Origin of the sequence: Pseudoalteromonas sp. bablab_jr010, from assembly GCF_016464105.1 — a bacterium.
Taxonomy (GTDB): Bacteria; Pseudomonadota; Gammaproteobacteria; order Enterobacterales; family Alteromonadaceae; genus Pseudoalteromonas; species Pseudoalteromonas simplex.
The window spans coordinates 234,760-261,165 of sequence record NZ_JACDWV010000148.1 but is presented as its reverse complement, the minus strand read 5'-3'; the positions used below and the strand labels follow the sequence as shown (position 1 = coordinate 261,165).

At 40.8% G+C, this 26,406-nt stretch carries 22 protein-coding genes and 2 tRNA genes; 15 read left to right on the top strand and 9 right to left on the bottom strand.

Translation table 11 applies throughout. The features are described 5' to 3' along the window. Positions 1-17: 17 nt before the first annotated feature. The 9 genes from hflD to JIG37_RS14585 all read right to left on the bottom strand — a co-directional run bounded on the left by hflD (position 18) and on the right by JIG37_RS14585 (position 4,905). A complete protein-coding gene (hflD, locus tag JIG37_RS14625; protein ID WP_054561602.1) occupies positions 18-620 on the bottom strand; it encodes a high frequency lysogenization protein HflD in 603 nt (200 codons plus the stop codon). Next, positions 620-1,720 (bottom strand): tRNA 2-thiouridine(34) synthase MnmA, encoded by a 1,101-nt coding sequence (gene mnmA, locus JIG37_RS14620; RefSeq protein ID WP_058585134.1) that lies wholly within the window; start codon positions 1,718-1,720, stop codon positions 620-622. Before mnmA ends, hflD begins: the two co-directional genes overlap by 1 nt. Positions 1,721-1,807: 87 nt before the next feature. Further along, positions 1,808-2,242, bottom strand: coding sequence for an NUDIX hydrolase (locus JIG37_RS14615; RefSeq protein WP_199529684.1), 435 nt, complete (start codon positions 2,240-2,242; stop codon positions 1,808-1,810). Continuing rightward, a complete protein-coding gene (locus JIG37_RS14610) occupies positions 2,235-2,882 on the bottom strand; it encodes an rRNA large subunit pseudouridine synthase E (RefSeq protein WP_199529683.1) in 648 nt (215 codons plus the stop codon). Before JIG37_RS14610 ends, JIG37_RS14615 begins: the two co-directional genes overlap by 8 nt. After that, positions 2,882-3,211 (bottom strand): TusE/DsrC/DsvC family sulfur relay protein, encoded by a 330-nt coding sequence (locus JIG37_RS14605; RefSeq protein ID WP_054561599.1) that lies wholly within the window; start codon positions 3,209-3,211, stop codon positions 2,882-2,884. The genes JIG37_RS14610 and JIG37_RS14605 overlap by 1 nt, the downstream gene beginning before the upstream one ends. 3 nt (positions 3,212-3,214) lie before the next feature. Further along, on the bottom strand, positions 3,215-3,481 hold the full coding sequence (locus JIG37_RS14600; protein WP_199529682.1) for a DsrH/TusB family sulfur metabolism protein: 267 nt from the start codon (positions 3,479-3,481) through the stop codon (positions 3,215-3,217). Further along, the gene (gene tusC / locus JIG37_RS14595; protein ID WP_138600636.1) at positions 3,478-3,834 is read right to left on the bottom strand and encodes a sulfurtransferase complex subunit TusC; all 357 of its coding nucleotides are present in this window, start codon (positions 3,832-3,834) and stop codon (positions 3,478-3,480) included. Before tusC ends, JIG37_RS14600 begins: the two co-directional genes overlap by 4 nt. Then, positions 3,831-4,184, bottom strand: a complete 354-nt coding sequence (gene tusD / locus JIG37_RS14590; RefSeq protein WP_199529681.1) for a sulfurtransferase complex subunit TusD — start codon at positions 4,182-4,184, stop codon at positions 3,831-3,833. Before tusD ends, tusC begins: the two co-directional genes overlap by 4 nt. Positions 4,185-4,239: 55 nt before the next feature. Further along, positions 4,240-4,905 carry a Bax inhibitor-1/YccA family protein gene (locus JIG37_RS14585; protein WP_199529680.1) on the bottom strand — a complete coding sequence of 222 codons (666 nt, stop codon included), beginning with the start codon at positions 4,903-4,905 and terminating at the stop codon, positions 4,240-4,242. A 259-nt stretch (positions 4,906-5,164) separates the two neighbouring features. Here JIG37_RS14585 and JIG37_RS14580 point away from each other — a divergent pair. The 15 genes from JIG37_RS14580 (at position 5,165) to JIG37_RS14510 (ending at position 26,294) form a co-directional block, all read left to right on the top strand. Next, positions 5,165-5,255 (top strand) — tRNA-Ser (locus JIG37_RS14580). 41 nt (positions 5,256-5,296) lie between these two features. Then, positions 5,297-5,387 (top strand) — tRNA-Ser (locus tag JIG37_RS14575). Between the two features lie 152 nt (positions 5,388-5,539). After that, on the top strand, positions 5,540-5,935 hold the full coding sequence (locus tag JIG37_RS14570) for a hypothetical protein (protein ID WP_054551399.1): 396 nt from the start codon (positions 5,540-5,542) through the stop codon (positions 5,933-5,935). Between the two features lie 125 nt (positions 5,936-6,060). Beyond that, a complete protein-coding gene (locus tag JIG37_RS14565; RefSeq protein WP_138600640.1) occupies positions 6,061-6,522 on the top strand; it encodes a GAF domain-containing protein in 462 nt (153 codons plus the stop codon). Beyond that, the gene (locus JIG37_RS14560; protein ID WP_054551397.1) at positions 6,519-6,797 is read left to right on the top strand and encodes a hypothetical protein; all 279 of its coding nucleotides are present in this window, start codon (positions 6,519-6,521) and stop codon (positions 6,795-6,797) included. The genes JIG37_RS14565 and JIG37_RS14560 overlap by 4 nt, the downstream gene beginning before the upstream one ends. A gap of 14 nt (positions 6,798-6,811) precedes the next feature. Then, positions 6,812-7,462: an RNA chaperone ProQ gene (proQ, locus tag JIG37_RS14555; protein WP_054551396.1), complete on the top strand. Its 651-nt coding sequence runs from the start codon at positions 6,812-6,814 to the stop codon at positions 7,460-7,462. A 27-nt stretch (positions 7,463-7,489) separates the two neighbouring features. After that, positions 7,490-9,514, top strand: coding sequence for a carboxy terminal-processing peptidase (gene prc, locus JIG37_RS14550; RefSeq protein WP_199529679.1), 2,025 nt, complete (start codon positions 7,490-7,492; stop codon positions 9,512-9,514). A gap of 178 nt (positions 9,515-9,692) precedes the next feature. After that, a complete protein-coding gene (nhaC, locus tag JIG37_RS14545; protein ID WP_054551394.1) occupies positions 9,693-11,174 on the top strand; it encodes a Na+/H+ antiporter NhaC in 1,482 nt (493 codons plus the stop codon). 41 nt (positions 11,175-11,215) lie between these two features. Then, positions 11,216-13,810 carry an aminopeptidase N gene (gene pepN / locus JIG37_RS14540; protein ID WP_199529678.1) on the top strand — a complete coding sequence of 865 codons (2,595 nt, stop codon included), beginning with the start codon at positions 11,216-11,218 and terminating at the stop codon, positions 13,808-13,810. Further along, a complete protein-coding gene (locus JIG37_RS14535) occupies positions 13,810-14,031 on the top strand; it encodes a DUF2835 domain-containing protein (RefSeq protein WP_082389168.1) in 222 nt (73 codons plus the stop codon). The genes pepN and JIG37_RS14535 overlap by 1 nt, the downstream gene beginning before the upstream one ends. 298 nt (positions 14,032-14,329) lie before the next feature. Next, positions 14,330-16,414, top strand: coding sequence for a DUF1302 domain-containing protein (locus JIG37_RS14530; protein WP_054551392.1), 2,085 nt, complete (start codon positions 14,330-14,332; stop codon positions 16,412-16,414). A 12-nt stretch (positions 16,415-16,426) separates the two neighbouring features. After that, complete coding sequence (locus JIG37_RS14525) at positions 16,427-17,791, top strand: DUF1329 domain-containing protein (RefSeq protein WP_138600718.1); 1,365 nt, start codon at positions 16,427-16,429, stop codon at positions 17,789-17,791. 123 nt (positions 17,792-17,914) lie between these two features. Continuing rightward, positions 17,915-18,919, top strand: coding sequence for a YCF48-related protein (locus JIG37_RS14520; protein ID WP_199529677.1), 1,005 nt, complete (start codon positions 17,915-17,917; stop codon positions 18,917-18,919). Continuing rightward, positions 18,919-21,243 (top strand): MMPL family transporter, encoded by a 2,325-nt coding sequence (locus JIG37_RS14515; RefSeq protein WP_166340267.1) that lies wholly within the window; start codon positions 18,919-18,921, stop codon positions 21,241-21,243. Before JIG37_RS14520 ends, JIG37_RS14515 begins: the two co-directional genes overlap by 1 nt. 212 nt (positions 21,244-21,455) lie before the next feature. Next, complete coding sequence (locus JIG37_RS14510) at positions 21,456-26,294, top strand: NAD-glutamate dehydrogenase (protein ID WP_187489256.1); 4,839 nt, start codon at positions 21,456-21,458, stop codon at positions 26,292-26,294. Positions 26,295-26,406: the final 112 nt, after the last annotated feature.

Below are 26,406 nucleotides of genomic sequence, written 5' to 3'. Positions count from 1 at the left end.
TCTAGTTTGAACGATAATTAAATTGATTGTTTAGCAATAGCGAGGATTTTTCTTTTTGCAAAGAAAAAGTGACGGCGTTTACCGCCCATTTGTCGCCATAACACGGCACTACGAATTCCGGCCAATAAGAGGGCACGAATTTTGTTTTGCGTGAGCTGCTGTTTTAATAACTCTGGCTTGCCATACACTTGAATACGATGCCCAAGGGGGCTTAGCACCGATGAGTAAATATCAGCAAGCGCTGCTACTACAGTATCATCTGTGATAGCAAAGTGGTCGAGGCGACGTTTAACATCATCAATGCGACGACCTAATTCATTTAAGCTGTTTTGTTTTGAACTTAATGCACGTTCTAATTGCATTAAACCACCCACATATTTTACGATTTCGACGTCTTTGTCTGCGCCGGCAGAAAGCTGTGCAATCAAAATGCGATAGCCTTCACGTAAATTATGTTTACCCTGATACACGTCTTCAGGGCTATTTGGTGATGTTTCGACAATACAGTTTAGTAATTTTTCTAATTCGTGATCACTGCCTTGGCCATATTGCGCAACTTTTTGTACTTGTTTAGCAACTTGACACATGGCAGCTAAAGCCATGACTTGGTGCTCTGTCATTATTTGATCACCGAATCAATAATACCACCACCTAAACATACTTCGTCAGCGTAGAATACGGCTGATTGGCCCGGTGTCACTGCTTTTTGTGGCTCATCAAATAATACGCGTGCCATACCATCTTCACCAACAAGTAAAGTACAGCTGATATCTTCTTGGCGATAACGAGTTTTAACAGTACAGCGTGTGGTCCCTTTAGGGCCTTCGCGGTCAACCCAGTGAAGCTGGTTTGCATTTAAACCATTGCTGTACAGGCGAGGGTGGTCTTTACCTTGACCAACCACTAATACGTTACGATCAACGTCTTTATCAACTACATACCAAGGTTCACCCGAACCTTCTTTCATGCCACCAATTAATAGACCTTTACGTTGACCAAGTGTGTGGTACATCAAGCCTTCGTGCTCACCCACTTCATTGCCATCGGTATCTTCAATTTTACCTGGCTGTGCTGGTAAGAATTTTTGTAAGAAGTCTTTAAATTTACGCTCACCAATAAAACAGATACCGGTACTGTCTTTTTTATCGTGAGTGATTAAGTCTTGCTCTTCAGCGATGCGGCGTACTTCAGGCTTAGCAATATCGCCAACAGGGAAAAGTGTTTGCGCAATATGCTCATGGCTTAGAGTGTATAAGAAATAGCTTTGATCTTTGTTGTCATCAAGGCCACGACACATTACAAATTTATCACCGCGCTTTTCACGGCGAACATAGTGGCCAGTCGCGATGTAATCAGCACCCAGTGCTTGTGCTGCAAATTCTAAAAATGCTTTGAATTTGATTTCTTTATTACACATGATGTCTGGGTTTGGTGTACGACCTGCTTTATACTCTGCTAAAAAGTATTCAAACACGTTGTCCCAGTATTCGGCTGCAAAATTTACAGTGTGAAGCTCAATACCTAGCTTATCGCACACAGCTTGTGCGTCTTGTAGGTCTTCAGCTGCAGCGCAATATTCATCATTATCGTCTTCTTCCCAGTTTTTCATGAACAGGCCTTCAACTTGATAGCCTTGTTGCTTTAATAAATACGCTGATACAGAAGAATCAACACCGCCGGACATACCCACGATGACTTTAATGTGACTATTTTCGCTCATAATATTCGCTGTCATTTTTTAACTGCTATGGAAAGGCCGATATTATAGCATGCTTTTAGACGCCCAAACCAGCCAAAATCACAGCGGTTATTGGTAAATCAAACTAAGTGGGTAGGCTTTACCAGCTAAATGATCTTCAATGCATTTTAAAACCAGAGGGCTTCTAAGCGGCAGGCTTTTAATTTGCTCAAGGCTAAACCAATCTGCGCTGAGAATGTCATCATCTTGGGGAGATGGTTCAAATAGCTCTGGGCTATTAAAAGCAAAGCTAAAACGCATGTAGTGAACACCATTTGCGGCATGCAAATTATAAATGCCTACAAGGTGATTGGCATGAAGGCTAATGCCTGTTTCTTCAATAAGTTCTCGGTGAGCTGCTTCTGCTAAGGTTTCATTGGCTTCTAAATGGCCGGCAGGTTGGTTATAGCAAATATCACCTGTGTGTTTATCGCGCTCTTTAACAAGTAAAAATTTGTCTTGGCATGTGACGATGGCGGCCACTGTGACATTGGGTTTATGCATCAGGGTTGTTCACTACTTTAAACTGGCCATTCTCTAATCCATCAAGGGTATAGTTACCAATGCTGTAACGAATTAATCGCAAAGTAGGGAAGCCAACATGCGCTGTCATACGGCGAACTTGGCGATTACGCCCCTCAGTGATAGATATTTCTAACCAACTGGTTGGTATGTTTTTACGCTCGCGAACGGGCGGGGTACGTGGCCAAATTGCCGGCTCGTCAATACGTCTAACTTTGGCAGGCTTGGTCATGCCATCTTTAAGCTCTACACCTTTGTTAAGTGCAAAGATAGCCTCATCAGTCACATCACCTTCTACTTGCACCCAATAAGTTTTAGCTGTTTTTTTATTGGGTTCAGTGAGTGTGTGTTGTAATTTACCGCAGTTGGTAAGTAGCAACAGTCCTTCGCTATCTCTATCTAAGCGTCCTGCTGCATACACGTCTTTAATCGTAACAAAGTCGGCAAGCGTTTTGCGGTTTTGGTCATCGGTAAATTGGCAAAGCACATCAAATGGTTTGTTAAATAGCACCACTTTGCGCTGCTCAGGGCTAATTGCTTTTTTAACTTGGCGTTTTTGAGTCGGCCTTGAATAAGTTCGACCGCTGCTGCGACGTGATTTGCTATTGGCTTTATTAACCATTAAATACACCTAGCCGGTTTAGGTAAACCTGCAATTTTAGTCGCTTGCTTTGCTGGACCTTTAGGGAATAGCTTATACAAATACATGCTATTACCTTTTTCTTCACCTAGCTTTTGGGCCATTGCTTTGACCAGCATGCGTATTGCAGGGCTGGTGTTGTACTCTACGTAAAAATCACGCACAAAATGCACAACTTCCCAGTGCTGCTCACTTAAGGTAATGTTCTCTTGCTCAGCAATAATGGGTGCAAGCTCTTCACACCAATCATTTGAATCAAGTAAATAGCCTTGTTTGTCTGTTTCAATCTGTTTGTTATTAAATTCAAGCATGGTTTACCAAGTAATCGTGTTTTTTGCGTTTAAAGTCATTTCTACAAACTGCGAGTAGTTTATTGCGATATCGCCTTGATTGAATGAAATATCACGAGCTGCAGCATCTTCTTCAAGTAAATGAATTGCTGAAGAGAACTGTTTAAACTGCATGTTGTTATAACAAGCATCACTAACAAGTAGCACTATATCTTCTGAAGAAATTAAATTGGCCAACATATTATTGCAGTAGTGCGATAAAGGTTTTGAAAAAATATGCAAGGTACTCATAGTGTCACCACCTGATGTTGCTGGCTAATTAATTCACGCTGTTGCTCAAAGTTAGCTACTTTAACATCAATAATTAAGCTTTCTTGTGTGAGGTTAAAATCCATCAACGACTTTTCACATACATATATATTTTCAACATCGTATAATTCAAGCGTTTTAATGGTTTTAAAATAGTTTTTAATGCCAAGTTGCTCTGGCTGCTGGTTTTTCTTCAAAGCTAAAACAGCTTCACCACTGAGTAGCCAACTAATGTTTTGTTCAATAGCAGCAAAAATTAGTGTGGTGTCGAGTGATTCACGAATATGTTGATCATCAAATGGGCCATGCTGGCTGATCACTAAAATGTTTTTCATTTAAATTGCACCCATTTATCCGCTTCACTGACAAGCATCGCAAATTCTGCAAGCCCAGCGACGGTAAACACGCTTGCGTTATCGATATCTAAGCCTCGTTTTTCAGCAGCAGTGACACATAGCAGTAGGGGGACCTCTTGCTGACTCAACGACTGCCACAAACGATTAATTGGCAGCTCGTCACTGGCAAGTTCTAAATGGTTACTTGCGTGGTATACACCTGCTTGATAAAGAAAGATAGCTGCAATTGAGTGACCAGAGTCAAGACAGGCCTGTGCAAATTTAATTAGCCGTTGAGTTGTGTCGTGATCGGTCGGCGCGGTATGAAGAGAAAGTACAAATTGTGCCAAAACGCATCCAATAAAAAAGCCCCTAGAAAGGGGCTATTTTAGCAGAACTATTTAATTAGTCATCACTTGCACCAAGTAGGTGAAGAAGAGACGTAAATAAATTATATACGTTAAGGTATAAAGCAACAGTTGCGCGGATGTAGTTGGTCTCACCGCCATTAATAATACGGCTAGTGTCAAATAAGATTAAACCAGACATAATAAGTACAACTGCAGCATTAATAACCATAAAGGTGATTGAGCTGCCGATGAATAAGTTAACTAGGCTTGCAATAATCACTACGATTAAACCCACAGTTAAAAAGCCACCCATAAATGAGAAGTCTTTTTTCGTGGTAAGTGCATAAGCAGACAAACCAAAGAAGATTAACGCAGTAGAGCCTAACGCTTGCATAATGAGCATAGGGCCATTTGGCATTGCAGCATAGTAGTTAAGCATTGGACCGAGTCCTGCGCCCATCAAACCTGTGAAAACAAATACCCAAGCAACACCTGATGCACTGTCAGCCTTTTTGTTAACAACAAAAAGTACACCGAATGCAATCAAACTAAATACTATCCCCATAAAATAAGGTAGATTCATTGCCATTGAAATACCTGCCGTCACTGCGCTAAATGCCAGTGTCATTGCCAGTAAGAAATAGGTATTTTTTAAAACTTTATTGGTTTCAATAGTCGACATTACTGGTCTTGCAGTATTGTACGATTGATTAAACGCCATTGTTAGAGCTCCTTTAAATGAACTTATACGTTCGTTAGTTCCAATTATTAAACTGAACTAAGCCTATCAAGAGTTATATATTTGGGCAAACTATTGTGGATCAATAGACAAGATAAATAATTGAAAAGTTCAATGTTGCGCACAATCTAAACATTATTGTACTAATGCTGAGCAAATTAATTGTTTTTTAATCACTTAAACAGTTTTTTTGAAAAAAAGCTTCACAAACACGGCTGCCTTATCTATTATGCACGCCGTCGGAGAGATGGCAGAGTGGTCGAATGCACCGGTCTTGAAAACCGGCAGGGGTTTGTAGCCCCTCTAGGGTTCAAATCCCTATCTCTCCACCATTATTTTTACTACTGGCGTAAGCGGGTAGGTTCTCGCATTCGGAGAGATGGCAGAGTGGTCGAATGCACCGGTCTTGAAAACCGGCAGGGGTTTGTAGCCCCTCTAGGGTTCAAATCCCTATCTCTCCACCATCATTGAAGCCGCTGAATTTATTCAGCGGCTTTTTTGTTTCTTAAGCTTCTCATTTGTTCTGCAAATTACGACTATTGTCGATATTTCGCATTTTAACTAGTTAGTCCATGCTTAACACTTCTCGTATTATCTTTGTGACATTAGGGAATTTATGAAACATCGTTTAGCAAAGAGTGTAGGACTTTCTTTATTATCGCCTGTGATCATCGGTTGTATCTTAGGCCTTTATTATGCATTCACACTTGAAGGAAATGGTTTTAGCATTTTCTTTAATTTACTTGTTAGCGCAATTGCCAATGCACACATAGTAGGCTTAACTATGGCAGCATTTGTAGTGCCTGGTTATTTACTTATGTTTAAATATGCAAAGGTTAATTATTCAGGTGTTCTGACACTTGGCTTACTAGGTGGCGCTATTTTTAGCTACTTACTGAGCGCTACAACAGGTATGGCTTTTGTAGTCAATGCTATGATGTCTGCTCTGGCAGCTGGACTGTTTTTATTTGGTTTAAGACAGGGCCTTACAACACAATCTTCTCATCAATAGCAGAATATTTAATCAAGCTGACTGAAATTGAGGGCAAAATGTTTTTTTTTGCCCTTAAAAGGTTTCATTTGTCGTCTACAAAGAGTACCTTTAGCTACTGTATGTTTAATAAGAAGTAGTTTGGTATGCAAAAGCAAGATTTTTACCAGTCATTAGTTAAACAAACTGAGTCGCTAATCGCTGGTGAATCAAATGTTATTGCCAACATGGCAAATATTAGTGCGCTGTTATTTACCTCTTTAGAGGATATCAATTGGGCGGGCTTTTATTTAATGGATTCACCTGAAGAATTAGTGCTAGGGCCGTTTCAAGGTAATCCTGCATGTATCCGTATTCCAGTAGGTAAAGGGGTATGTGGAACTGCCGCGCAAACACAACAAACACAACTCATTGAAGACGTGCATGCATTTGCTGGTCATATTGCCTGTGATGCTGCATCTAACTCAGAAGTAGTTGTGCCGATTTTCAAAGACGGTAAAGTATTTGCTGTACTTGATATCGACAGCCCAAGCATTGCGCGATTCGATACTGATGATCAAGCTGGTTTAGAAGCATTGGTAAAATGCTTTGAGGCAAATCTAAAATGAAAGATCTGCTAAATGTGCAAGATTACCTCTTTGCAATCCATGATGTTGGTGATTGGGAAGGGGAAGAAGAAGTTGTTGCCGAAAGGCTCAACGACTTGATTCACATGGCATGGGAGCGTCTACCAGATGACCTTGACTGTGAATCAATTGATGAAATTATAAATGGTATTTGGGAACACCTTCGTGGTGATTTAGCGCTTATTGAAGCGGACTTCGAAGAGTTGACCGACTGGGTAACACACTATGTCGATTCATCACTTGATGAAAAGATGTAACAAAAGGTTCTAACATGGAAACCACAAACAAGCTAAAAGATATTAATGAAGTATTGGATTTCTTATACCAAGAATTTCCACAATGTTTTAAACAAAAAGACGGTATTCAGCCGCTTAAAGTAGGTATCTTTAAAGATATCGCTGAGCGTATTGAAGGTTCTGAGAAAGTAAGTAAAACTCAGGTTCGTCAAGCACTAAGAAAGTACACCTCAAACTGGCGCTATTTAGAAGCTGTGACTAAGTCTGAGTTCCGTATCGATCTTGATGGTAATCAAGATGAAAAAGTAGAACAAGAGCACATTGAGCACGCACAAAAAGCGTTAGAAGAAAGCCGCGCTAAAATGGCAAAGCGTAAGAAGCCACAACGTCCACGTAAAGACGGTGACACAAAATCTTACAAAAAGAATAGTGGCCACCACGCTAAATCTGGCGAAAAAGGCGCTAAAGTAAATAATAAGCCTGCTAAAGCTGCTCCTGCAAAACGTTCAGGAAAAGTTGAACCTTTACCTGCCTCAGAGGTCAAGGTTAATAGCAAAGTTAAAGTTAAACTTGGCCAAGCACTTGTAAACGCGGTTATTACTGAAGTGAATAAAGATGAAGTTCACGTTGAGTTAGTAACAGGGATGCAAGTTAAGACCAAAGCAGACAGCCTGTATATCATTTAATAGCTGTAAAAAATAAAGGAGTTGTGTATGAGTAAAAAGTTTACGCTCATTCCGTTAGTCGCTGCCCTGTTTTCAGGTTCATTATTGGCATCTTCAGACAATTTGACTGAAAAAGACCTGCCAGTACTCAAGCAAGAAAGCCAACATAGTACGGCAAGCAAACGGGTGACAAACTTATTTACTCGTGCACACTACAAACCAATTAAATTTAACGATGAATTATCTGAGAAGGTTTTTGATCGTTACATTGAATCTCTCGACTACAATAAAAATGTGTTTTTAGCCTCTGATATTGCCTCGTTTGAGCAATATAAAGACCAGTTTGATAATGCATTGTCGACAGGTAAATTGGGATTTGCTTTTGATATTTTTAATTTAAGTTTAAAACGTCGTTTTGAACGCTATGACTATTCTTTATCGTTACTTGAAAACGAAATGAAGTTCGATAAAGAAGATGAGTACCTGTTTGACCGTGAAGACGCTGAGTGGGCAACAAGCCAAGCTGAGCTTGATGAACTTTGGCGTCAGCGCGTTAAATACGATGCTTTACGATTAAAAATGACTGGTAAAGATTGGCAAGGCATTAAAGAAGTCTTGACCAAGCGCTACCACAACGCGCAAAAGCGTTTAGTACAAACGAACAGTGAAGATGCTTTTCAAATTGTGATGAACTCATTCGCACGAAGCATTGAAGCGCATACCTCTTATTTATCACCTCGTCGCGCTGAGCAATTCAAGATGGACATGGATCTTGAGTTAGAAGGTATTGGTGCGGTGCTTAGCTATGACGAAGATTACACGGTAATCCGTAGCTTAGTCCCAGGCGGACCGGCTGATAAGTCTGAACAAATAAAGGCAGATGACCGTATTATTGGTGTTGCGCAAGAAGGTGAAGAGTTTGTTGATGTGATTGGCTGGCGTTTAGATGACGTCGTTGATTTAATCAAAGGCCCGAAAGGGACAAAAGTTCGCCTGCAATACTTAAAAGGGGCGGATGCTCACGGTACACCAAAAGTGGTTGAAATCACGCGTGATAAAATTCGCTTAGAAGACCGTGCTGCAAAATCTGAAGTATTTGAAGCAAAATATTCAGACTTAACCAGCAAAATTGGTGTGATTGAAATCCCTGGTTTCTATAACAATTTATCGCAAGACGTAAAAGTTGAAATTGCAAAATTAAAAGAAGCCAAAGTTGACGGTATCATCATTGATTTACGTCAAAACGGCGGTGGCTCACTTTACGAAGCGACGCAACTTTCTGGCTTATTTATCGATCAAGGTCCTGTAGTACAAATTCATACGCTAAATAATCGTATTGAAGAGCAAAAAGACCGTGATGGTGTCACTTTTTACGATGGCCCACTGACAGTGTTAGTTGATCGCTACAGTGCGTCTGCCTCAGAAATTTTTGCAGCAGCAATGCAAGATTATGGCCGTGCAATTGTGATTGGTGAGCAAACCTTTGGTAAGGGAACTGTACAGCAGCATAAACCACTTGGCCGTGCTTATGACCTATACGACCACCCATTAGGTAGCGTGCAGTATACCATTGCAAAATTCTACCGAATTAACGGCGGAAGCACACAGCACAAAGGCGTGATCCCAGATGTGTCATTCCCATCGGCAATTGAGCCATCAGAGTGGGGTGAGAGTCAACAAGACAACGCGCTACCTTGGGATAGCATCATACGTGCTAAGTACAACTCTGTTGATAACCTCAAACCAGCGATTGCTTACGTTAATAAGCTTCATGATGCCCGTATTGCAGACGAGCCTGAGTTTGGCTATGTATTTGCTGACATTAAACGCTATCAAGAAGAGAAAGACCGTAAGACTATCTCATTGGTTGAAGCGACGCGTCTAAAAGAGAAAGACGAAGGTGAAGAACGCGCGTTAGAACGTGCTAATGAACGACTTGTTCGCCTTGGTGAAAAGCCAGTTGAGAAGCTTGACGATTTACCTGATAGCCTTGACGAGCTAGACCCTTTCTTAGAAGAAGCGGCATTAATCACCCAAGATTATATAAAATATGGTCGTATCGCTAAGAAATAATTAGCAATTAATTAGCAATATTGATTAATAAAAAGGCGCTTAAGCGCCTTTTTTGCTACCTAAAACAGGTTAGATTGGTATAATCACAAAATCTGGCTGCATAAGGCCACTGAAGTTTTGCTTCAAAGCTTACAATAATAATTAAACACGCCACATAAGACGTGTAGGAGACTATCTTTTGAATTCAATTGAAGAGAAGCCAATTAAACAGGCCAGTTTTTTAGATGCCTTAATCCCAATTACTGTGCTCGTGTGCCTACTAGGCGCTGCTGTTTATTTATTCGGTGATAACTCATCATCTGGTCCTAACCAAATCGCTTTATTATTCGCTACATTTACCGCGGCATTAATTGGCTTAAAAAATGGTTACACCTGGAAGAAACTAGAACAAGCCATGATTGAGGGGATCACCTTATCCCTTGGAGCAATCATTATACTGTTAATGGTGGGTGCCTTAATCGGTACTTGGCTGTTATCAGGAACTGTACCCACTCTAATTTACTATGGCTTACAAATTATCAATCCTAGCTGGTTCTATGCCGCTAGCTGCTTGATTTGTGGCATTGTGGCTATGAGTATTGGTAGCTCTTGGACCACAGCTGCGACTATCGGTGTGGCGTTATTAGGTGTTGCAACTGGTCTTGGTCTTGAACAAGTTGTTACAGCAGGCGCGGTCATTTCTGGTGCCTACTTTGGTGATAAATTAAGCCCGCTTTCTGAAACAACAAACCTAGCGCCAGCAGTGGCTGGGGCTGATTTATTTGAGCATATTCATCACATGCTTTGGACTACGGTGCCAAGCTTCATTATTGCGTTAATTATTTTTATCTTTATGGGCTTTAATGCCGGTGGTTCAACAGAAGCGGGCCGTATTGATGAAATCGTTAATTTATTAGAGCAAAACTTTAATATTGGTTTTGAAATGCTAGTGCCACTGGTGGTGTTGTTGTTTTTAGCAATTCGTAAGATGCCAGCTTTCCCAGCTATTTCAATTGGTGCGGTGCTAGGCGCGATTTGGGCTATGTTATTTCAATCTGATTTAATCAATAGCCAAATTGATGCATCACAAGGCCAAGCAATTGGTTACTTCAAATTAGTTTGGACAACGTTCTTTGATGGTTTCAGCATCGACACTGGCGATGAAAAAATGGATTCATTATTGAGCGGTGGTGGTATGGCTGGCATGTTAACAACCACTTGGCTGATTATGACGGCCTTGATGTTTGGCGCTATCATGGAAAAAACTGGCTTACTTGATATGTTCGTTAAGAGCATCTTAAAAATTGCTAAAAGCACGGGCTCTCTTATCACAGCAACGATTGCAACGTGTATTGGTACCAATGCGGTTGCAGCTGACCAATATATCGCGATTGTTGTTCCTGGACGTATGTTTAAAGACGAATATGAAAAACGTGGTTTAAAGCCTGTAAATTTATCTCGCACATTAGAAGATGGTGGCACAATTACTAGCCCACTTATTCCTTGGAATACCTGTGGTGCCTATATGCAAAGTGTTTTACTAATCAATCCATTTGACTATGCAATGTACGCGTTCTTTAATTTAATTAATCCATTCTTAGCGGTTGTTTATGCCTATTTTGGTATTAAAATTTTACGTATTACCCCAAAACATCTTAAACAAGAAGCTAACGCCGAATAAACTATTTAGGCCCTGCTAAGCAGGGCCATTTGGAGTCAGTAATGTCTGCTACGAGTAAACCTCAAGCTCAATATTTAAAAGATTACCAAGCCCCACAATTCTCAATCAAACACATCGATTTACGCTTCGAATTAGCCCCTTTAAAAACATCAGTGCAGTCAACCATGACAATCAATCGTACCGATGAAAGCAATGCAGATCTTTTGCTTGATGGTGTTGATTTAACGCTAATTTCATTGATGGTTGATGACAAAGCGTATGATGATTACACGCTTGAAGATGAAAAGCTGATCATTCATAACTTACCTGAAAGCTTTATTCTGAAAATTGAAAACCATATTGTTCCCCAAACGAATACTTCGTTAGAAGGTTTGTACTTGTCGGGTGGTGCTTACTGTACACAATGTGAGGCTGAAGGGTTTAGAAAGATTACTTACTACCTTGACCGCCCAGACGTACTTGCCAGCTTTGATGTCACAATTATTGCCGACAAAAAGTACACTCACTTGCTGTCTAATGGTAACCAAATTGAATCAGGTAACTTAGATGACGGTCGTCATTTTGTAAAATGGCAAGACCCATTTAAAAAGCCTAGCTACTTATTTGCATTAGTCGCCGGTGATTTTGACGTATTACGTGACCATTACACGACGCAGTCTGGACGAAAAGTTGAATTAGCTTTGTTTGTTGATAAAGGTAATTTATCAAAAACGCCTCATGCCATGACCTCTTTAAAGAAATCAATGCAATGGGATGAAGAGCGCTTTAACCTTGAATACGATTTAGATATTTACATGATTGTTGCCGTTGATTTCTTCAACATGGGCGCAATGGAAAATAAAGGCCTGAATATCTTTAACTCTAAATGTGTTCTGGCGAATCAAGAAACAGCCACAGACAAAGATTACCATACGATTGAATCTATTGTAGGGCACGAGTACTTCCATAACTGGACCGGCAACCGTGTGACTTGCCGTGACTGGTTCCAACTGTCGTTAAAAGAAGGCTTAACGGTTTTCCGTGACCAAGAGTTTAGTAGCGACTTAGGTTCACGTGCGCTTAATCGTATTGATGCCGTTAAAGTCATGCGTACTCACCAGTTTAGTGAAGATGCAGGGCCGATGGCGCACCCAATTCGCCCAGAAAAAGTCATTGAAATGAATAACTTTTATACAGTGACTGTGTATGACAAAGGAGCTGAAGTTATTCGTATGATGCACACCTTACTTGGAGAAGAAAAGTTCCAACAAGGCATGGCATTGTATTTCGAGCGCCATGACGGACAAGCAGTTACTTGTGATGATTTTGTTGCAGCCATGAGTGATGCGTCTGGCATTGATTTAACACAATTTAAGCGTTGGTATAGTCAAGCGGGTACACCTAAGCTCAATGTAGAGCAGGCGTATGATGAACAAAACCAGACTTTCACATTAAGCATTGAGCAGTTTGCACCTGATAATCAGCCTAACAATGCCTTACTGCACATTCCTTTTGCTATTGAGCTTTTAGATAGTGAAGGGCAGTCATTACCTCTTGTGATTGATAATCAGCCGCAAGATTCTGTATTGAATGTCACTGAAAAAACGCAGCAGTTTGTTTTCGAAGGTATTAAACAGCGCCCAGTAGCAGTGCTACTCGAAGATTTCTCTGCGCCATGCATTGTTAATCAAAATACATCTGCCGCTGATCTGTTACATATTATGCGTTTTGCTCGCAGTGACTTTTCACGTTGGGATGCTCAGCAGCGTTTATTTACTAATGAAATGAAAGCAGCGATTGCCAGTGGTGAAGCTTGCTTATCTGATGATATCTTGTCGGCATTAAAGCTACTAGTTGATAATCGTGAAGGTGACCTTGCATTGATTGCGGAGCTGTTAAAACTGCCTAGCTACGATACTCTTGCAGCAGAATATGCTGTCATCCCTGTTGATGACATTATTGCTGTACAAAATGCATTTGAATCGCAAATTGCCAACTTCCTAACAGAATCATTGGTTAATTGTTATAACGTGCTTGAAGATGATGGTTCAACATCCGCTACAGCCGTTGCAGTACGTGCTCTTAAGCAACTTTGTTTATACTATTTAGCGAAAACAAATCACAGCGATGTTAATAGCCGCATCAGAGAGTCAGTCCACAGTAATAATATGACCAATGCCCTTGCTGCATTAAGTGCTGTTGTAAAAGCAAATCACTCACTATGTGATACGCTTTTAACAGAGTTTGATGCTAAATGGCGTCATGATGTACTCGTTATGGATAAATGGTTTGCACTGCAAGCGATGAAAGATTCAGCAACGAGTATCAGTGATATCAAAGCGCTTTATGATCATCCAAGTTTTGACTTTGGTAACCCTAACCGTGTGCGTGCTTTGGTTGGTAGCTTTAGTCACTTTAATATCACTCAGTTCCACCGAGCTGATGGTGAAGGGTACCAGCTATTAGGTGACTTATTAGTGAAACTAAATGATATTAACCCGCAAAATGCATCGCGCATGCTGACACCTTTTATGTCATGGAAACGCTATGATGAAAATCGTTCAGCGGCAATGAAAGCACAATTGCAACGTTTAGCTGATTTAGATGGCCTTAGTGATGATCTGTTTGAAAAAGTAGAGAAAGCACTCGAAAGTTAATGACAGAATATTATTTTGCCTTGTATCTGAGTTACTCGGAATGTCTTGATTATTACCATGGTAAATATAAATCAGTGCAAGTCACAGAGGATGGTGGCAAGACAGTTCGCTTTGATGCTCACCATTTGCGTCCTTTTATTTCTTCGCTAGGAATAAGAGGGCGCTTTAGGCTGACATTAACGTCTGAAAATCAGTTTTTAAAACTCGAGAAAATTAGTTAAAAAAGCAGCTACGGCTGCTTTTTTTTGATGATTTTTCATAAAAAACACTAATTTTATCTATCCCCAATTCGCTAAATTTATTATATTTTTGTTAATTCGATTTGTTCTATTGTTAATTTACGTGTATAAATTATCTGGTATGACGTCTTACCAATACGTAAACGTCACATTTTTAAATAAATATTAACCGATTAGACGCGTTCTATATTGTAATTTTACTGTTTCGCTTCTATCGTTAGAAAGATACTAAAAACAACAATTTGATCACAAAACAACCCGTTACAGGGGGATGAACACAATGATAAAACGATCGCTTTTTGTTAAAAACAAAATAGCTTTGGGGCTTGCAGCAGCAACTCTAGGTCTCTCAAGCACATCTTTGCACGCGGCTAATTTCGAGTTAGGTGACTTTGACATACGTTTTGACTCTAACTTCTCTTATGGTCAAAGCATTCGTGTTGAAGACCGAGACTTTCAACACATAGGTAAAAGTAATAATCCATCATTTGATTGGACGGGTTATCACTCAGCTCTAAACCCTATTTATTCTTCAGCTGATGTTTGGAACCAACCAGGTGCTTACTCAAATAATGGTGATGCCGGAAACTTAAACTTTGATAGTGGAGATTCATTTTCAAAGTTATTAAAAGGCACTCATGAGCTTTCTATCAGTAAAGATAACTTTGGTTTCTTCACTCGCTTTATGTATTTTTATGATTTTGCCTTAATGGATGGTGACTTTGCTTATACCAATCCAACGTCGGGTAAAAAAGTTGACCCTTGTGATGATGACGACACTAAAGAACAAGTATGTGCTGATTTACGTTTACTTGACGCTTATGTTTGGGCAAATTTTGATTTAAATGAAGGCCGTAACCCGCTGTCTATTCGTTTAGGCCAACAAGTTGTGAACTGGGGTGAGAGTACTTTGATTTCTCATGGTATTAACGTTAACCCTGTTGATATCGATCGATTAAAAGCGCCAGGTGCAGAGTTAAAAGAAGCTTTCATACCTGTTGGTATGCTTTGGGCATCACTAGGCATCACAGATAACTTAACGCTAGAAGGTTTCTACCAATATGAATGGCATGAAACACGCCTTCCAGCGGCTGGTACTTACTTTTCGACGAACGATTTCGCGTCGGAAAATGGCTATCAGCAGAATATTCAATTAGGCTTCACGTCTAACCCAGATATCGATTTAGCATTCTTAACAGAAAGCTTAAATAATTTAGATGATATTGTTCGCTCGCAAGGTGTTGACCCTACATCAGCACAAGGCATAGCGATGATGTCGCAAATGTATCTCGCTTACCCAACCAAAGTTGCGTTGAAAGGTAAGGGCGGTGCAGGTAAAAATGAACCTGATGATGGTGGTCAATACGGTTTACGCTTGGGTATGTTTTTACCTGAGTTAAACGATACTGAAGTAGCGTTATACCACATTAACTACCATAGCCGTCGTCCTGTGATTTCAGGCCAGGTATCAAACTTCACTGATGCGGCAATCGCTGCTGATATCGGTATGTTATTAACAACAGATATCACTGAAGATAATGTAACTAGTTTACAAGCATTTACCAAAGGCCAGCTAGAATACCCAGAAGACATTAAGCTTTATGGCTTGAGCTTCAATACATCAATTGGTGAAACGGCTTTTTCTGGTGAATTTGCTTTCCGTCAAGATGAGCCTCTGCAAATTGATGACGTAGAGTTACTTTACGCGGGTATGCCAGAGCAATTGGCTGTTGCAGGTATTCGCCCTGATTTTGCAGGTATTTCGCAAATGAGTCCGGGTGATGCAACTAGCGTTGTAGGTCCTGGTGAAGTAGCACAAGGATTTATTCTTCGTAACACTGCTCAATTACAATTTACTGCAACACACTTATTTGGTCCATCATTAGGTGCTGATAGCTGGGCGGTAGTTGGTGAAGTTGGTGGCGTTAGAATTAACGATATGCCGGATTATGACGAGCTCCGTTTAAACGTTTCCGGTACTGGTCGAAGCGGCATTATGCAAGGCCCATTAAGTGATGATTATTCAACACTTCACCTAGGTCTGTCTAATGGTCCTGAAACAAACCCATTCCCAACAGCGTCTGCATGGGGCTATCGCCTTATCGCTAAGGGTGATTACTACAATATTTTTAGTGGCGTAAACTTCTCACCTCGTTTTGTTTTCTCACACGATGTGAATGGTATTACACCAGATCCAATGTATTTATTTATTGAAGACCGTAAATCACTCGGTGTTACTATGAACTTCAATTATCAAAATGCGTGGTCATTCGACTTTAGCTACAACTCATTCTGGGGTGGTGGCGCGACGAATACTTTCTCTGATCGCGATTATGTTTCATTTAATATTAAATATTCAATCTAAGGGTAAATTATGATTATTAGAAAACCTACCCTCATTGCTGCAGCGTTTTGCGGCGTTTTCGCAAGCTCAAGTGTACTTGCAAAAATTACCGCTGATGAAGCGGCACGTTTAGGCAGTGATTTAACGCCAATTGGCGCTGAAAAAGCAGCGAATAAAGACGGTTCTATTCCAGCTTGGGATGGTGGTATCACAACACCGCCAGCAGGTTACAAACCGGGTATGCACCATCCAGATCCATATGCTGATGATAAAATTTTATTCACGATTGATAAATCGAACGTTGCCCAGTACAAAGACTACTTGAGCCCAGGTCAAATTGAATTATTCAATACCTATCCTGATACGTTCAAAATGAACATTTACCCAACCCGTCGTAGTGCGTCATATCCACAGTTTGTATATGATGCAACTAAAAAATATGCGACGACAGCTGAATTAGTTGAAGGTGGTAACGGTATTAAAAATACCGCTGTGGGTGTACCTTTCCCAATTCCTAAAGATGGTTTAGAAGCTATTTGGAACCACTTGTTGCGATTCCGTGGCCTATCAATTGAACGTTCTGGTGGTCAAGCTGCACCGACAGCCTCTGGTTCATATAACTATGTAGGTTTTGATGAGCAACTTTTAGTTGAGTACTCATCACCTGAAGCAACACCTGAGAAGCTTCAAGAATCTAATATCTTGTTTAAGTTTAAGCAAAAGGTAACTGAGCCTGCTCGTCTTGCCGGTACTGCGTTATTAGTACATGAAACGATGGACCAAATTTTAACACCACGCCAAGCATGGACATACAATTCAGGCCAGCGTCGTGTTCGTCGTGCTCCAAATGTTGCCTACGATGCACCGGGAACAGCCGCTGATAGCTTACGTACGACTGATGACTTTGATATGTTCAATGGTTCTCCGAATCGTTACAACTGGACATTAAAAGGTAAGCAAGAGCTTTATATTCCTTATAACAGCTACAAGCTTCACAGCGACAAACTAAGCTACGATGATATTCTACAAGCAGGTCATATCAACCCTGAGCATGTTCGTTATGAAAAACACCGTGTTTGGGTGGTTGAAGCGAACCTAAAAGAGGGCACGCGTCATATTTATAAGAAACGTGTCTTTTATATTGACGAGGATAGCTGGCAAGTACATGTAGCGGATATCTATGATAACCGTGATCAAATGTATCGTGTAGCGATGGCGCATGGTCTTAACTACTATGAAGTACCAACTCATTGGAGTACGTTAGAAGTTTATCATGACCTTAACTCTCGTCGTTATTTAGCAATTGGTTTAGACAACCAAGAAAAAATGTATGATTTCTCACAATCATTCAACGATAACGAGTTTACTTCAAGCGCATTACGCCGCGAAGGTCGTTAATCCATTTAAGGCACCTGACTCCAGGTGCCTTTTGCAATTCGCGTAAGTCATCAGTACACGCATTAGGTTTCCCAGTGACTTTTTTGACTTCTCTTTTTATTTTTTCGAAGGCGATTTATCTTTATGAAGTATTTGCTTTATGCCTGTCTTGCTTATAGTGCTTCATGTTTTGCTCAAGACATGCCTATGCCACAACAAGCCATTAGCGCTGTTAACGCAAACAAAACTCTTCTCACCGACATTGAACTAGCTGGCCCAAATCTCATTGCAGTTGGCAAACACGGTGTGGTTATCACAAGTACAGACGCTCAAACCTGGCAACAAGCCAGTGTGCCTACTCAAGTGCTGCTAACAGCCGTTGATTTTTATAATAGCGATTTAGGTTGGGCATGCGGCCATGATGCTACCATCATCAATACCGTAGATGCAGGTAAAACGTGGCAATTACAGCAATCATTACCAAACATGGATAAGCCATGTTTAGACATTTTATTTACTACAGACAAACAAGGGTATGCAGTCGGTGCATATGGAATGTTTTATGAAACTAACGATGGTGGCCAAACTTGGCAGAAACGTTTTTTAGATAGCCTGTTATTTGAAGAAGACCGTGAATACCTCAATGATTTAAAAGACAGTGACCCAGAAGGCTATGAAATTGAAACTGCTTCAATACTGCCGCACTTTAATCGCATCGTTAAAACCGATGAGAGTCTATTTCTAGCCGGTGAAATGGGTTTAATGGCACAAAGTGTCGACAATGGTCAAACCTGGCAGCGTCTTGAGGAGATATATATGGGCTCTTTCTTTACGTTTGCGTCAACTGCGGATCAAGGTGGGGAAGACCTAGTTGCAGGCCTTCGAGGCAACATTTTCACTCGCCAAGCAGGCAGCGAACAGTGGCAACAAATACCACACGACAATTATGCAACCGTAAATAGCGCGATTAAATACAACAACCAGTGGTTATTATTTGCCAATAGCGGGGTGATATTCCAAATTGAGGATGGCCAATTATCAGAACAACAAATGGCCGATGGTAAATCGTTACTTGATGGTGTTGTGTTTCAAGACAAACTAATTATGGCTTCAGAAAATGGCATTAAAGTGAAGGAGTTGAATCCGTAATGCGTGGTTTTTTAGATATTTTAGAAAGAGCGGTGTTTCGTCATCGCTTATTCGCAATTATTTCCTTTGCTTTGATCACTTGTTTCTTATTATTCAAAGCAACACAAATTCAATTAGACGCGTCGTTTAATAAAAATATTCCGCTTAATCATGACTACATGAAAGTTTACACCAAACATGAAAAACAGTTTGGCGGAGCTAACAGCATTTTAATTTCAGTCTGTGATGCAGATGGTGATATTTTTAATGAGGAATTTTTCACCCAACTTAAAGCAGTTCATGATCAGCTTTACTTTATTCCAGGTGTAAATCGCCCGTTAGTTAATTCAATCTTTGCACCGAGTGCGCGTTTTGTTGAAGTAGTTGAAGATGGTTTTGCTGGCGGTCCAATTATTCCGGCAAACTTCACTGCTGATAAACGTGGTCTTGCGGTTGTAAAAGAAAACATCGAAAAAGCAAAAGTCGTTGGCCGTATGATTGCCAGTGACTATTCGTGTGCAATGGTAACCGCTCAGCTACTTGAGACTGATCCACAAACGCAAGAAAAACTCGACACTTTAGCATTTGCAGAAAAGCTAGAAACGCAAGTTCGTGAACCGCTCAGTACGGACAAGGTTAGTATTCATATTATCGGTTTTGCCAAAATGGCAGGGGATGTCGCAGAGGGCGCTAAGGGCGTACTGCTATTCTTTGCTATTGCCATTGCTTTCACATTTGTGATGGTTTGGCTGTTCTGCCACTCTTTAAAACTGACAATTTTACCGATTGCCTGTTCAATCATTGCCGTTGTTTGGCAGTTAGGCTTGCTTTCAAGCTTAGGCTTCGGTTTAGATCCTATGTCAATTTTAGTGCCGTTTTTAGTGTTTGCGATTGGTGTAAGCCATGGCGTGCAAATGATCAATGACATCGGCAAAAAAGTGTCTACGGGTAGTTCAACTCGGGTTTGCTGTCAGGCAAGCTTTAGAGCACTTCTGATCCCGGGTGGTATTGCACTGCTATCAGACACAATTGGTTTTTTAACTTTACTCACCATTGATATTGGTATTATTCGTGAACTTGCTATCACAGCAAGTTTGGGTGTAGCGGTAATTATTTTCACTAATTTAATTTTATTACCTGTATGGGCATCGTACATGCGCTTTGAAGGCTCTGTGCATATTCAAGCAGGTACTCACACAGACAAACCAAATCTACTAGACAAGTTACGCGAGCTATTAGTAAAAGCGACAGACCGTAAAACGGCGGGTTTTATTATCGCCTTTACGGCTGTGTTATTTGCAGTGGGATACTGGCAAGCTGACAAAATGCGTATTGGTGACTTACATGCTGGTGCGCCATCTTTGCACCAAGATGCCCGCTATAACCAAGACACCTTTTTGATTTCTGATAAATACACTATTTCTTCAGATATCCTAAAAGTGATTGTAGAAGCGTATCCTGCTGCGTGTACGGAGCATGATGTTATGGAGCGTATTAGTCGTTTCCAATGGCAGATGGAAAACGTTGCCGGGGTACAATCGGCTGTGAGCTTAAGCTCAGTTGCACAGTCAGTTAATGCCGGCTTTAACGAAGGGAACTTAAAATGGCAAAGCCTGCCGCGCAATACGGCAAGTTTAGTGCAAGCTACTTCACGGGTTGAAACAAGCTCAGGTTTACTCGATGGTAACTGCTCAGTAATGCCAGTGATTATTTTCTTAAATGACCACAAAGCAGAAACGATTGATCATGTGGTAGCGAAAGTTAAAGAGTTTGCTAAGGCAGAAGAAACCGATGAATTAAAGTTTAAGCTAGCGTCAGGCCCTGTCGGTGTTATGGCCGCAACGAACGAATCGGTATCAGCTGCACAGCTACCTATGATGCTTTACGTTTACGGCGCCGTAATCCTGCTATGCTTAATTAGCTTTAGAAGTGTGAAGGCAACGGTCGCGGTTGTATTACCTCTGTACATCGTATCAACCTTAGCACAAGCGTTGATGGTACAACTTGAAATAGGTTTAACAGTGTCGACATTACCAGTTATCGCTTTAGGTGTTGGTATTGGTGTCGATTACGGGATTTACATACTTTCATCAATGATGGGGCAGCTAAAACAAGGTGTGGCACTGGAAGTCGCTTATCGTAATGCATTAGCAGAGCGAGGTAGTGCAGTGCTGTTCACAGGTATTACCTTAGCCATTGGTGTTAGCACATGGATTTTCTCTGATCTGAAGTTCCAAGTGGATATGGGTATTCTTTTAACCTTCATGTTTTTGGTTAACATGTTGGGTGCAGTACTACTTTTACCTGCAATTGGTAGCTTCCTCTGGACTGACCAGAAAAAATAATGTGAATAATTGTGCTCCGATATGGCCAGTAATGGCCATTTATATCTATATTTTGTGAATAGATGACCAAATAGCTGAAAAGCTTAAAATGATTTCATCGAAAAGGCTGTTTATTAGCTGTAAAAGAGTTAGAATTTACCTGACTCCACGCTAATAAATGGCTGTACAAATATTCTACTAATCGATAAGTAGTATAGATTAAGGAACATACAATGACACGAAATGAAGGGCAAGCCTCGGTTATCTTAGATAATGTCTGTAAGCTGATCCAGAAAAAAGTTCACGCTGATAATGTGTTACTCGTTGAGAAATTCGCCAAAGCCTTGTACAGCAATATGTCTAAAGAGGATTTGGCTCATCGCAACGATAGTGACTTATATGGCGCTGCACTAAGCCTATGGAACTCGCTAGAAAAAAATAATTCTGATGACGCGGTTGTCCGTGTTTTCAATCCTGAAGTGGCAAAAGATGGCTGGCAGTCATCGCACACCATTGTTGAAATCATCGCGAAAGACATGCCTTTCCTCGTTGATTCTGTGCGTATGGCCATGACCCGCGCAAACATCGCTTCTCACTTATTACTTCACTCTCCGCTGAAAATCCAACGTGATAAAAATGCTAAAATCACCGGTATTTCAAGCTTAAAAGCAGAGCAAGAATCAACGTCGACAAAAACTGTGTTCTTTATCGAGATTGATCGTCAAACAGATGCAAAAGTAATTGAGTCTTTCAAAAAAGAACTTGAGTCTGTGTTAGTTGACGTATCTATCGCTGTAGAAGATTGGCAGCCAATTCGTGAAAAGCTTATTGCGGTAACGAAAGACTTACCTAAACGCCACCATAACAATAACGAAAGCGAAGTTGCAGAAACGGTAGAGTTTTTAGACTGGTTAGCTAAAGATAACTTTACGCTAATGGGTTACCGTGAGTATGAACTTTCGCCAGTGCAGGGTGATTACCAGTTAAAAGGTAAAAAAGGTACTAGCCTTGGTCTGATGAAAAACACAGACGAAGAGCATAGCCGTTTACTTTCTGAGTTACCTGAAGTAGCGCGCCAAGAAGCGCGTAGCAGTAACTTATTAATTTTAACGAAAACAAATTCAGTGTCTCGTGTACATCGTCCAGCGTATATCGATTATGTAGGTATTAAGCGTTTTGATGATGAGGGCAATGTAATTGGTGAAGACCGCTTCCTTGGTTTATTCTCATCAAGCTTTTACAACAACAGCGCCGCTGATGTACCTGTACTGAAAAGTAAGATTAACCGCATTATGGAAATGTGTGACTTTGCAAAAGGCACCCATGCATACAAAGCGGTATTAAATATTTTAGAAACGTATCCACGTGATGAACTTGTGCAAGCACGTGAAGCTGAACTACTTGAAGTTGCCATGGGCGTATTACAAGTACAAGAGCGTGATATGTGCCGTATTTTTGTGCGTAAAGACGCATATGGCCGTTTCTTCTCTTGCATGGTTTATGTACCGCGTGAACGCTATAACACAGCACTACGTCGTGAAACGCAACGTATCTTAGCCAATGCATTTAATTCTGACGATAAAGTCGAATTTACTACTTTCTTCTCTGAGTCAACATTAGCCCGTACACATTACACGGTGCGTGTGACTGACAATAATATTGAATATAACGTGAAAGACATCGAAAACAACCTAATTGAAGCAGCCCGTACTTGGGAAGATAGACTCCAATCTGCACTACTTGAAAGCGCAGGTGAAGCACGCGGTAAAGAATTAAACCGTAAATATGCACAAGCGTTTGCAAGTGCGTATAAAGATCAGGTTTTACCAAGTGCAGCGGTTGTTGATATTGAAAAGCTAGAACTTCTGAATGACGAGAACAAACTAGAAATGTTGTTCTACCGTCCACAAGAAGAAGCAAACACTAATGTTGTTCGTTTAAGCTTATTCCATAAAGATGAGCCAATCCACCTGTCTGACGTTATGCCAATGTTAGAAAACTTTGGTTTACGCGTAGTTGGTGAAACACCTTACTCAGTGAAAACGACTGACGGTAAAGTTAATTGGATCATGGATTTCACCATGCTAATTGACAACAAGGGCATTGCTGATTTTGATAAAGTGTCAGCGCGTTTCCGTGCAGCGTTAACGAACGTGTGGAATAACCGTTTAGAAAACGATGGTTTCAACCGTTTAGTATTAATGGGTGGCTTAACAGGTCGTGAAGCGTCTATTCTTCGTGCCTACGCTAAATACATGCGTCAAATTGGTGTAACTTTCTCGCAAACTTACATCGAAAGCACATTTGCAAATTACCCACACATTGCATCGCAAATCGTTAACTTATTCACTAAAAAGTTCTCAGTTAAGAACCCAGGTAGTGAAAAGACACTTGAGAAGCTAGTTGCACAAGTTAATCTTGAGCTTGAAAACGTAGCAAACCTAGATGATGACCGTATCATTCGTTTATACGTTGATATGATCAATGCAACTCTTAGAACGAACTTCTTCCAAAAAGAAGCGGATGGCCAATTTAAGTCATATGTATCGTTCAAGGTTCAGCCTTCTATGATCCCTGAAATGCCATTACCACTGCCTGCGTTTGAGATCTTTGTATACTCGCCGCGCGTTGAAGGTGTGCATTTACGTGGTGGTAAAGTTGCTCGTGGTGGTTTACGTTGGTCAGACCGTCGTGAAGACTTCCGTACTGAAGTACTGGGTCTTGTTAAAGCGCAACAAGTTAAAAATACGGTTATCGTGCCAGTCGGTTCGAAAGGTGGCTTCGTATGTAAACAGCTACCGACAGACCGTGAAGCATTCTTCAAAGAAGGCCAAGAGTGCTACAAGATTTTCATCCGTGGTTTATTAGATATCACAGATAACATTGAACGTGGTGAGATTGTGCCACCAGTTGATGTTGTTCGTCATGATGAAGATGACCCGTACTTAGTTGTTGCTGCCGATAAGGGTACTGCGACTTTCTCTGATATCGCAAACGGCATCGCAAATGAATATAACTTCTGGCTAGGTGATGCATTCGCATCAGGTGGCTCAGTAGGTTACGACCACAAGAAAATGGGTATCACTGCTAAAGGTGCGTGGGAATCTGTTAAACGTCATTTCCGTGAAATGGATATTGACTGTCAAACAACTGATTTCACTGTTGTAGCAATCGGCGATATGGCGGGTGACGTATTTGGTAATGGTATGTTGCTTTCTAAGCACATTCGCTTACAAGTAGCGTTTAACCACATGCATATCTTTGTTGATCCAAACCCAGATGCAGCGACATCTTACCCAGAGCGTGAGCGTTTATTTAATCTACCGCGTTCTTCTTGGGAAGATTACAACAAAGACCTTATTTCACAAGGTGGTGGCATTTTCTCTCGTGCGGCTAAATCAATTAGCTTAAGCCCAGAAATGAAGAAAATGCTTGGCACTAAGAAAGCAAGCATGACACCTAACGAGTTAATCAAAGCGGCTCTAATGATGGAGTTTGATTTACTTTGGAATGGTGGTATCGGTACTTACATCAAGAACTCTAAAGAGACTGATGCTGATGTGGGTGACCGCGCGAATGATGCGCTACGTATTAACGGTTCTGAGCTTGGTGCGAAGATCTTAGGTGAGGGCGGTAACTTAGGTGCAACTCAATTAGGTCGTATCGAATTTGCGGCTAAAGGCGGTCGTGTTAACACTGACTTCATCGATAACGTAGGTGGTGTTGCGTGTTCAGATAACGAAGTAAACATCAAAATCTTACTTAATGGCCTAGTTGCTGAAGGTGACTTAACACGTAAACAGCGTGATGAGTTACTTTATTCAATGACAGATGAAGTGTCTGAGTTAGTATTAAAAGACTGTTACCGTCAAACGCATACCTTATCGATTACTCAATCAAAAGGTACGTCAACGCTTAAAGAAAAAGTACGTTTCATCCATGCCCTTGAAAAAGATGGCAAGCTTAACCGTGCAATCGAGTTCATCCCAACGGATGAAGAACTTGCAGAGCGCGCAGCAGCGGGTAAAGATTTAACTCGTCCAGAGCTTTCTGTACTTGTTTCTTACGCGAAGATGGTATTAAAAGAGTCTCTAGTGGTTGATGAAATCACTGAAAACCCTTATTACCGTCAGTTATTAGTTAAGTCGTTCCCAGTGCCACTTCGTGAGAAGTTCAACGATGCAATGGATAACCACCCACTTCGTAAAGAGATTATCGCAACGAAACTTGCAAATAACATCGTTAACGATATGGGTCTTAACTTCATGATTCGTATGCACGAAGAAACAGGTGCTAACGAAGCTGAAATCGCACTTTGCTACTCAATTGCAAAAGAAGTGTTCCAGATGCCAGAAACATGGTCATCAATTGTTGCACTTGATAATAAGATCCCAGCAGCTGTACAAACAGAAATGCTATATCAATTACGTCGTACGGTTCGTCGTGCAACACGTTGGTTCTTACGTCATCGCAATAAAGCTCAAACGATTGAGCAAGCAATTGAATTCTTTGCACCAACATTTGCTGATTTAAGTGAAAACTTAAACAGCTACATGGTTGAAAAAGAAAGCGATCGCCTAGTTAAAGCGGCTGAGAAGCTAATTGACAGCAATGTACCAAAAGCACTTGCAACACGTATTGTGTCACTATCAAGCCTATTCTCTGTAATGGACTTAGCTGAAATCGCAGATAATTCAGAGCGTAGTATTGATATGGTTTCTAATACCTACTTTAAGCTTGGTGCGCGTATGGGCTTACATTGGTTCCTTGACCAAATCACCAACCAACCAGTTGCAAACCACTGGCAAGCACTTGCTCGTGCTTCATACCGTGAAGAGTTGGATTGGCAACAACGCACATTATCAGCTGTGGTACTTAATAGCTTTGCTGCAGACAGCAAAGACATTGATGCACAAATTGATGAGTGGATGGATAACCAAGATCTACTATTACAACGTTGGAAGCAGATGCTATCTGAGTTCAAAACATCGCAAAGCCATGATTTTGCGAAGTTCTCAGTGGCACTTCGTGAACTAATGTTGTTAAGCCACAACTGTGACACTTCCAAATAAGTGAAAAGTCGTTAAAATACATACCCCAGCTCGCTGGGGTATTTTTTTGCCCTTAATTTGCAATGGTCCGTTTATAAACGGCTACCTTGTTTATTTTTACCTAAGGAACAAA